General features: G+C 62.7%; 7 protein-coding genes and 1 riboswitch. All 7 genes read left to right on the top strand.

Features of this window, described 5'->3' with window-relative positions; all coding sequences use genetic code 11:
* Nucleotides 1-73 precede the first annotated feature (73 nt).
* On the top strand, nucleotides 74-1,402 hold the full coding sequence (locus AC1DT2_RS09695) for an ABC transporter permease (RefSeq protein ID WP_477296028.1): 1,329 nt from the start codon (nucleotides 74-76) through the stop codon (nucleotides 1,400-1,402).
* Nucleotides 1,403-1,433: 31 nt separating this feature from the next.
* The gene (locus AC1DT2_RS09700) at nucleotides 1,434-2,663 is read left to right on the top strand and encodes an ABC transporter permease (protein ID WP_477296029.1); all 1,230 of its coding nucleotides are present in this window, start codon (nucleotides 1,434-1,436) and stop codon (nucleotides 2,661-2,663) included.
* Nucleotides 2,664-2,792: 129 nt separating this feature from the next.
* A complete protein-coding gene (locus tag AC1DT2_RS09705; protein WP_477296030.1) occupies nucleotides 2,793-3,707 on the top strand; it encodes an MBL fold metallo-hydrolase in 915 nt (304 codons plus the stop codon).
* A 126-nt stretch (nucleotides 3,708-3,833) separates the two neighbouring features.
* Complete coding sequence (locus tag AC1DT2_RS09710; protein ID WP_477296031.1) at nucleotides 3,834-4,883, top strand: hypothetical protein; 1,050 nt, start codon at nucleotides 3,834-3,836, stop codon at nucleotides 4,881-4,883.
* Between the two features lie 121 nt (nucleotides 4,884-5,004).
* A complete protein-coding gene (locus AC1DT2_RS09715) occupies nucleotides 5,005-6,978 on the top strand; it encodes a S1 family peptidase (RefSeq protein ID WP_477296032.1) in 1,974 nt (657 codons plus the stop codon).
* Between the two features lie 168 nt (nucleotides 6,979-7,146).
* A riboswitch (cobalamin riboswitch) is annotated at nucleotides 7,147-7,376 on the top strand.
* A 119-nt stretch (nucleotides 7,377-7,495) separates the two neighbouring features.
* Nucleotides 7,496-9,373, top strand: a complete 1,878-nt coding sequence (btuB, locus tag AC1DT2_RS09720; protein WP_477296033.1) for a TonB-dependent vitamin B12 receptor — start codon at nucleotides 7,496-7,498, stop codon at nucleotides 9,371-9,373.
* A gap of 24 nt (nucleotides 9,374-9,397) precedes the next feature.
* On the top strand, nucleotides 9,398-9,898 hold a 501-nt coding region (locus AC1DT2_RS09725), incomplete at its 3' end, for a hypothetical protein (RefSeq protein WP_477296034.1).

The following is a 9,898-nucleotide window of genomic DNA, read 5'->3' on the forward strand; positions in this document are numbered from 1 at the left end:
GGCCAGGTCGTCTCGCTATCGTTTGGCACTAATATTGCTCTCGACCGCTTACGGAAGGGGAAAAAGGGACGATATGTGGGGGTATTACGTTGCGCTGGCCTTGCGTAGCTGCAGGCGGAGTAAAGCGCTAACGGCGCTGGTTGTCGCGTTGCTGGCTTTTGGTGTTTCGGCATGCATGGTCTCGTACGCGGTGTTTCGCGCGACGACGAGCGATCCGATGCCGGGCCGATCCTCGCAGCTCTTTGCGCCGCAGATCGATAACGCCGGTCCGGCGCACGCCGTCGACGGTGAGCCGCCTGAGATGTTGAGCTACATCGACGCGGTCGCGCTGTGGAAAGCAGGCAAGGCGAAGCGGCAAGCGCTGGTCTATTCGACCAGGTGGGGTGTGGAATCCAACGACCCTTCGATACCTGCACTGGCGGCGATCGGCGACGCGGTAACGGCCGACTTCTTTCCCATGTTCGACGTGCCGTTCCGCTTCGGTGGCGGTTGGGCACCGAACGACGACGAGCGGCACGCCTCCATGGTGGTGATCAGCCGGGCCCTGAACGACAAGGTGTTTGGCGGACGGAACAGCGTGGGGCAGGGTCTTCGGCTCGATGGGAAGGCATTCCAGATCGCGGGTGTTCTCGACGACTGGAAGCCGAGGCCCCGCTTCTTCGACATGGCCACCCTGGGAGGCAGCAGTGCCCTTGACGACGCGGGGGATGTCTTCATCCCGTTCACCCGCGCGACTGACATGAAGAAGGACATCAAGTTTCCCGATTGCCGGTCGGATGCCGGAGGGACCGATCCGCGCGACTGGGATGCCTACCTCCACGGCGAATGCGACCGCATTGCCGCGTGGGTCGAGCTTCCGACGGCTGCGGACGTGGCGGGCTACCGCGAGTATTTGCACGGCTATGCCCAGGAGCAGCAACGGCTTGGGCGCTTCGCGTGGCCGCCCAATGTTGGCCTGCACGATCTGATGGACTGGATGGACTACCTGCGTGTCGCGCCGCCGGCATCGTCGTTGTCCATGCTGGTCTCTGCCAGCTTTCTGCTGATCGTCCTCATCAATGTCGTCGGTCTCATGCTCGCCCGATTCATGCGGAGGGCGCCGGAGATCGGTATCCGGCGAGCGCTTGGCGCCTCGCGCGCATCCATCTACCGGCAGTTTCTGATCGAAGGAGCCAGCATTGGCTTTGTCGGCGGTCTTTTCGGCGTGACCCTGACCTTGCTCGGCCTATGGGGCATCGGCGGCCTCTTCGAGCCGAAGATCGCGCGCATGGTGCATATCGATGCGTCGCTCATCGGGCTCACGGTACTGCTTTCGATCGCGGCGACGGTCGTTGCCGCCCTCTATCCGACCTGGCGAGCAGCGCGAATCGCGCCCGCCTGGCAGATCAAGATCAACCCTTGAGGTTCCTGACATGAGACTAGCCAGGGCATTCATGCAGTTAAGCCCGATTCTTGCCGCGCTGGGCCGGCACAAGGTCGCCACCTTGCTCATCGGCCTGCAGGTGGCGCTCACGCTCGCGGTGGCGTCGAACGCGCTGTATATCGTCGCGACTCGCATCGTCCATCTTTCGCGCCTCACCGGAACCGACGAGGCGCACATCTTCGTGATCCGAAATGGGTGGAGGGCCGGCCAGAACCCGACCCAGGTCGAGGCCACGATTCGTGCTGACCTGGACGCGTTGCGTCGGGCAACGGGTGTGCGCGATGCGTCCGCCAGCCAGACGTATCCGCTGGCTGGTGCCAACGGCATCCTCATCGCCGGCGTGAAGCTCCAGCAGGACCAGAGCACGCGCCCACCGCGTGGCGTGGTCTATCTTGCCGACGACCATGCGCTCGACACCTTTGGCGTATCGCTGGAAGAGGGGCGCAATTTCCGTCCCGAGGAAATAACGACGTACAGCCCTGACGACAAGCCAACAGCCCCGGCCATTATCGTCACGCGAAATCTTGCCGATAAGCTGTTCCCCGACGGAAACGCGCTGGGCAAGACGGTGTACCTCCCGGGTGGGCCGACCGCCATTGTCGGCATCGTCGCCAGTCTTCAGTCGCCGCTTAGAGAGTCGGCCGCCCTGGACTACAGCAGCATCCTTCTCCCGGCCCGTTCTCGCGATCCCGACGGCGTGGTGTATCTGGTTCGCACCGAAGCCACCCCCATGGCACCTGTCATCGCCGCGGCATTGAAATCTCTCGAGCCGCGTGGGGGCATGCGCATCATCGACGCGAAGGATGGTGTCGTCACGCTCGCCGGCGCGCGCGAGCAGGCCTATGCCGCGGACCGAAGTGTGGCGACCTTACTGAGCATCGTCTGCGGACTGCTTATGTTGGCCACGGCAGGCGGCATCGTCGGACTGAGCAGCTTCTGGGTCAGCCAGCGACGCACGCAAATCGGGATTCGTCGCTCCCTGGGCGCGACCACGGGTGACATCCTGCGTTACTTTCACGCCGAGAACTTCCTGATCGTCAGTGGCGGTGTCGCCCTTGGACTGGTGCTGTCCGTCTTGGCGAATATCGGCCTGATGAGAGTCTATCCTTTGCAATTCATGCCGCTCTACGTACCGCTGATCGGGGCACTCGTGCTGTGGCTGCTGGGTCAGCTTGCCGTCTGGGGGCCTGCGTCATACGCCGCGAAGGTGCCGCCCGTGGTGGCGATTCGCACCTCGTGATGTGAAGGGAGGGGTATTGGTGCGCAACAGGCAATAGCATGAGGCCGCTTCGATGCCTACCGGAGCGTTCTGCTGAAACCTAGGATGGAACCACGTCGGTTGTCATACCGTGGTCAGCAGGAGAGAAAGATGAGCGTAGTACACAGCATTCCACACACCGTTGAAGCAAAGTCCAGGGATCTGGTTCCGTCGCGCTATGCGCTGAAGATCGGCGAGATCGACGTCATGGTGATCAGCGACGGCACGTTGCCGATCCCGTTCGAAGTGATGTCGACCAATGTCGCGCCCGCGGGTCGCGCCGCCTGGCTGGACAACATGCTTCTGCCAGAAACGTTCGATTGGGCAGTTAACGTCGTCGTCGTGCGCAGTGGTGACCAGACCATCCTCATCGACTCCGGGTTGGGTGGTGTGTTCGAAGGTTTTCCGCGCGCGGGGCAGCTGGTCAAGCGACTCGAGGACGCCGGCATTTCGCTGGCCTCCCTGACTGACGTGGTCCTTACCCATCTGCACATGGACCATGTGGGCGGCCTGCTCGGTGACGGCGTGAAAGAACAGCTGCGTCCGGACGTACGGATCCACGTAGCCGCTTCCGAGGTTGCGTTCTGGGAGTCGCCGGACTTTTCCCGCACGGTCATGCCGCCGCCGATTCCGGATGTGCTTCGCGTCACCGCCAAGCGCTTCCTCGCGGACTACAGCAGCCAGCTGCGGCAGTTCGACGAGGAGTACGAGGTAGCGCCCGGGGTGGTTGCCCGTCGTACCGGCGGTCACACACCGGGGCACTGCGTGGTCCGTATTGCATCCGGTACCGAGGCGCTGACGTTCGCGGGCGACGCCCTGTTCCCGGTCGCGTTCGATCACCCGGATTGGCAGAACGGCTTCGAGCACGACCCCGAAGAGGCGGTCAACGTCCGCCTGCGTCTTTTCAAGGAGTTGGCGGCGAGCGGCGAATTGCTCGTGGCCACCCACGTGTCATTCCCGTCGGTTGGCCGGGTGGCTGTGGACGGTGATGCCTACCGTTGGGTGCCGGGGTATTGGGATTACTGAGCGCCCGTTGGATTAGGGCACAAAGCGGAACGCGGCGTCATCGACGCCGCGTTCCGTCACCACGTCGCCACGAGGAAGTCAGACAACCTTGGTACCATCGGTTCTGGAACCAGGGGAGCACCACGGATGTTGCGCACACTCGCTTTTGGCCTTGTCCTTTGCACGCCGCTCGTCGCCACCGCACAGGTACGCGTCGACACGCTGACCTTTCCAGTGGGCACAGCCTATGCTGAGCATTACGACGTGCCGGTGGTCTCCGGCATGGCCGCCAATGTCGCGGCGAAGATCAACCTGACCATCCAGTACAGCCTGTTGCGCCAGGTGCCCGGGCATTATCACCAGCCTGTCTTCACCGAAGAAGACCAGACGGGCGGTATGACGGACCTCACGTTTACCGTCGTCCGGGCGGATAGCCAGGTGATAACGATCGATTTCGAAGTCTCGTCCATGGGCGCGCATCCCTCAGTCGACCACACGTGGATGTCGTTCGACTCGCACGATGGCCAGCTCATCGTTCCCGAGGACATCCTGACCGCCCAGGGCATCGAGCGCGGCAAACAGGCTGCCACCAAGGCCCTGTTGGCGGGGATCGCATCGGTCATCGCCCATCCGGACCCCGCGCGGACAGCCCCGGGCGCCGAGGACGACCTGAAGACGCAGCGGGAAGCCTATGAACGGTGCACGGGTGAACTCAGCGACGCGCAAGGCGATACGACGTTCGAGATCGGTCTCGTGCTCACGGTGGCACGCGGTTGCTTTTTCCCGCACGCGATCCTGGCACTCGAYGATGTTGGCGAGGTGACATGGCAAGCGTCGTACGCATCACTTGCACCTTATATGACACCTTACGGTCGGTGCCTTCTGATCGAGCGCAGCGCTGCTTGTCGTCGCGCCTCGGTCACGCCCACGGTCGGTACCTGGCGAGGGACGATCGGGAAGGGGAGCGCCATTGCCTTGATTGGGTCCACTTCCGGCGCGAGCTATTTCTACGAACGGATTGGCACATCGATCGGCCTCGACATCGCCAAGGCGCCATCCGGGCACTGGATCTTGCAACATAAGGATGAGCATGGCGTGGTTCTCGAGACGTTCGATCTGGTGCCGACGAAGTCGGGCGGATTCTCCGGAACCTGGACGCAGGCTGCGAAACCGGGGCTCCCGGTTGTCTTGCAATAATTGCGGCAGACACTCTGCCGTCGTTATTGAGTGGGGTTGACTGACACTGTATCGTCTGACGCGGTTCAAGCCTTGCCAGGGAGGCTGCTGAAACTCCCGGCCCACCAGCCCGAGCGCCTTCATGCAAATTCACGGACGTATCTGCCGCCTGACCCTCTTCTCAATAGCCGTGTGGTTCTCGCAGAGCCTGTCTGCCGCCACCCTGGACGCGTCGCATTTGCCCGTGGTGAAAGGCGCCACGTTCGAGGTGGTGCTGGCCAAGCCCGACGATTCATCCGCACGCTACGAGAAGCCGCTCCCGCTGGAAAAGCTCCCCTTCCAATACCGCAACGACAAATACAATTCGATCGGAACGGCGTTCGCCATTGGCAAGAACCGTTTCGTCACGGCTTTCCACGTGGTCATTGACGGCATTGGCGGCCGTTCGGGTCCGCCTTTGCTACGTGACGCGGACGGCAAGGTCTTTGCCATCGACAAGGTCGTCGGATTTTCCCTGGCGCAAGATTTTGTGGTCTTCACCGTGGCCAACGCGCCGGACGTGAAACCCCTGGCCGTCGACCGTGGTAACCATCTCAACGAGGCGGTTTACGCGGTCGGTAATGCGTTGGGCACAGGCGTCGTGGTACGCGATGGCCTGTACACGTCCGATACGCCGGAAGACGAGAATGGCCAGTGGAAGTGGATCCGCTTCTCGGCGGCCGCATCGCCAGGCAATAGCGGCGGCCCCCTCCTGGACAAGGACGGGAAGGTGATCGGCGTGGTGTTGCGCAAGTCGCCCAACGAAAACCTCAACTTCGCGCTGCCCATCAGTCTGGTTCTGGATGCGCCGACGAAATCGGTGGACTCGGAAAGGCGTGCCTCGGGCCGTGCCATCTTCATGGACGCGACCCAGGATGGGATCTTCCGCGTGCATGTCGACCTGCCACTTACTTTTGACGATTTCGCCAAGAGTTACCTGGCGCAGGCCGACACCTTTTTCGATTCCCAGTGGAAGGAGCTTCTCGGCCGGGAGGATGCCAACATGTTTCCCAAGGGTGATGGCAGCAAAAAAATCCTTGCCGCCGGTGCGCCGCTCGATGCCTACCCCATGGCACTTCGTCGTGGTGCTAACAACGAGTGGACCTACTGGATACCCGAGCACGCGAAGTCAGCACTTCCAGGCAATGGCTTCGTCGATGCCGGCCTGTTGGGGAAAGTCATACTGCTGCATGTGCGAAAGCCAGACGATCTGCCCCTGGCCAAGCTGTACTCCGACGCCGCCGGCCTCGTGGACCTGATCTTCAAAGCCTCCACGTTCACGCGTGACGTGGGCGACGAGAAAGTCAGGATGACGTCGCTCGGGTCGCCCATCAGCGACGTTGTCGTCGTCGATCGATGGCATCGGCGTTGGCAGCATCGCGACTTTGCCTTCCCGGCTATCGACGCCGTGCTCGAGGTGTACTCGCTACCCGTGCCCGACGGTTATGTCGTTCTCCTGTCGAAGACGCAGTCGCGTTTCCGGCACGCCGATAGCGTCCAGACCGAAACCCTCCTCGGACTGATCTCCACGACCTACGACGGTAGCTTCGCTGCCTGGAAGGAATTCCTCCAGCAAGGTGACTGGGTGCCCACGGAGCTGGCCTCTGCGAATCTCGCCATCGACTTCGGCAAGCGGTTTTCCATCGCGCCGGCGGGATTCTCGCTTAGCTATGGCCCGGATTTGCAGCCGATCGAAGCCAACGGTGAGCTCGCCGTCAGCTACGGCTATCTGGGACGCGACGGCAGCGCGACGCTGGGTATCGCGGGCATTAGCGCTCAGCCGGATATGGACAAGTACACCGCCGTACGCATCAATCGGCATCCGAAGCCATTCCCTGACTCGCCGCGCGATTATCTTTCCGGCTGGAAGGACATCGTTACCCGCGCCCACCCAGGGGACGGACAGCCGTACAAGGACTCCGACATGAGCTGGGCTGGCACGACGCTCGGTACGCCTGGTGCCGATACCAACGTGCTCTACACCTTGTACTACGGAAGCGACGCCAATCCGTCGGATGCGGTCATGAAGCAGCGGCTGGCCAACGCGGTGAAAGGCGCGACGGTTCGCGAGCACTGATCGCCCTGTGGGGCGACGATGATTGACCGGTGAACACAACACCGTGCTGTGGTCGGGCAGCAAGGAATTCGATGCAACCTTTTAAGGCTTTTGGGGCACTCAGCGGCCGGCTCGGCCGCGCACCCTTCTTTTAATTGGCCATCTATGCCRCCGTGTGCCGCGTTCGGATACACTACTTGCGCCCAAGGTGATCCAAGGCTTCAGTGCCGAGGATTGAAACGGGAATCCGGTGACGTGCGCGGCCTTTCGAGGCTGCCACCATTCCGGAGCTGCCCCCGCAACGGTAGGCGAGCAAAGGTCGGCATCAAGTCACTGTGCCATAGGCATGGGAAGGCGCCGTCCGGTAGGGATTCCCTGCGCTCGCGAGCCCGGAGACCGGCCATGAGGTACACCGGACAGGCGGAGGGCCATGTCGTGGGTTGCCGTCGGCCTTTTGCCCTCCGCGATCCTGTCTTCCCGCCTCCTGTTCCTCGCCATTGATGCCGCGCGGGTAGGCGCGGTTAGCAGGAGTTGTTTTGTGTCATTTCGTTCTTCCACCCTCGCGGTCTCCATCGCGATCGCTTTGCTCGTGCCCGCTGCGGCCATCGCCGATGATGCTTCCACCGATCTGGACAAGGTCGTCGTCACGGCCAGTCGCACAGACCAGACCCAGAGCCAGGTCCTCGCCGCCTCGACGGTGATCGACCGCGCCGATATCGAGCGTCTCCAGCCGCATTCCCTGGCTGACCTGCTGCGCGGTACCCCGGGCGTGTCGATCGCCAACAACGGCGGTCCGGGCAAGGCCACGTCCGTGTTCCTGCGCGGTACCGAATCCGATCACGTGCTGGTGATGGTGGACGGGGTCAAGATCGGCTCGGCCACCTCCGGCACTGCTGCCTTCCAGGACATCCCGGTCGACCAGATCGAGCGCATCGAAATCGTGCGCGGTCCGTACTCCAGCCTTTACGGTTCGGAAGCGCTCGGTGGCGTCATCCAGATCTTCACCCGTCATCCCGAGGGCGCGTTCGTACCGAACTTCTCGGTAGGCGTGGGCTCATACGACGCGGCGAGCGGTTCCGTCGGTTTCGCCGGTCGCGGTGCGCAAGGCTGGTACTCCGTCCAGGCAACCCATGACCAGACCGACGGCATCAATGCGTGCCGCGGGAAGCCCAGCCCGGGCGGCGCCGGCTGCTTCACGTATGAGCCCGACAGGGATGGTTACAAGAATAATGCGCTGTCTTTGCTGGGCGGCTGGCGTTTCGACGACCAGTGGGACGCTGACGCCACGGCGACGCGTACGGAAGGCCGCAACCACTACGACGGCACCAGCAGCAACTTTGCCCAGTCGGCGACACAGGTATTGGGCAGCCGCGTGCGCTACAAGCCGGCGCAGGACATCCTGATCACCGCCAGCCTGAGCCGTAGCGAAGATCTTTCGACCGACTACGAGAATGGCGTTTACGCCGACACGTTCAACACGCATCGTGACCTCGCTTCCCTCCAGGCCGATCTCGGTCGCGTCGGTGAGAGCGCCGGCCTCACCACCGTGGGCTTCGATTGGCAACGCGATCGCGTGGTTGGCAGCACCGACTACCTCGTCGATGCACGCCGCAACCACGCGCTGTTTGCCGAGTGGCAGCAGGAGTACGGCGACAGCTCCGTACAGGGCAGCGTGCGTCGTGACGAGAACAGCCAGTTCGGCGGCAAGACCACCGGCAGCCTCCAGTACGGCTATGCGCTGACGAAGACCTTGCGCGTGACCGCTAGCTACGGCACCGCTTTCAAGGCGCCGACCTTCAACGACCTGTATTTCCCCGACTACGGCAATCCGGATCTGGGCCCGGAGACATCGAAGAACTGGGAGCTGGGGTTGCGGGGCACGCCGGGCTGGGGCCACTGGTCCGTCAACGGCTTCCAGAACAAGATCGACCATTTGATCGTGTTCGACTCGAGCCTGAGTGGTCCGCTGTTCCCGTTCGGCGGGGCGAATAACATCGACCGCTCGCGCATCCGTGGCGTCGAGATGGCCGCGGACACAACCATCGGTGACTGGCGCCTCGCCGGAAACGCCACCTGGCTGCAGCCGATCGACGATAGCGACGATGACACGCACGGAAACCTGCTGCCGCGTCGTGCGCGTCGCACCGCAAATATCGATGTCGACCGCAGCTTCGGCGCGTTCAGCGTCGGTGCGAGCGTGTTCGCTTCGGCCTATCGCTTCGATGACACCGCCAACGCCAACCGGCTGGGCGGCTACACGCTGACCGATCTTCGCATGGCCTATGCCTTCGCCCCGGCGTGGAAAATCGAACTGTCGGCGAACAACATTTTCGATCGTCGCTACGAGACTGCGCAGTATTACAACCAGCCGGAGCGCAACTGGATGCTGACCCTGCGTTACCAGCCCCGTTCGTAACCGTCCCACCTTCGAGGTCACCTTATGAAGCCGCTCTCACGTTCCTTGTTCACTGCTGTTGCCGGCCTGTTCGCGCTAGTGATGATCGCCACGCGCTTCAATCACTTCGGCGATGCCCTTCATCTACCCGATGCGTCCATGGCCTTGTTCTTCCTTGGCGGCATCTATCTGCGCAAGCATCTGGCCTTCGTCGGCTTCGTGGTCCTGTCGGTGCTGATCGACTGGTAMTCGGTGAGTTATGCCGGGGTGAGCGACTTCTGCATCACGGTGGCGTACGCCTTCCTCCCGCTTGCTTACGCCGTCCTTTGGTATGCAGGCCGTCTTCTCGCCCCGCGCTACAACGGCTCGCTTGCCTCGCACGGCCTGGTGTTCGCGGGTATCGTGGTCAGTGCCACGCTGTCGTATGCCGTGTCGAACGGAGCGTTCTACTGGCTGGGYGGCCGCTACACGGAGCCGAACATGGCTCAGTATCTACAGCGCTTCGCCCAGTGGGCACCGCTGTTCGTGCGTGCGGCGGCCGGGTAC

This window comes from Luteibacter sp. P4_E6, from assembly GCF_056401535.1.

Excerpts from the sequence above, each read along its gene's own strand:
- AC1DT2_RS09695 (WP_477296028.1), top strand. The coding sequence starts at position 74 with ATGTGGGGGTATTACGTTGCGCTGGCCTTGCGTAGCTGCAGGCGGAGT.
- AC1DT2_RS09705 (WP_477296030.1), top strand. The coding sequence starts at position 2,793 with ATGAGCGTAGTACACAGCATTCCACACACCGTTGAAGCAAAGTCCAGG.
- AC1DT2_RS09700 (WP_477296029.1), top strand. The coding sequence starts at position 1,434 with ATGCAGTTAAGCCCGATTCTTGCCGCGCTGGGCCGGCACAAGGTCGCC.
- AC1DT2_RS09715 (WP_477296032.1), top strand. The coding sequence starts at position 5,005 with ATGCAAATTCACGGACGTATCTGCCGCCTGACCCTCTTCTCAATAGCC.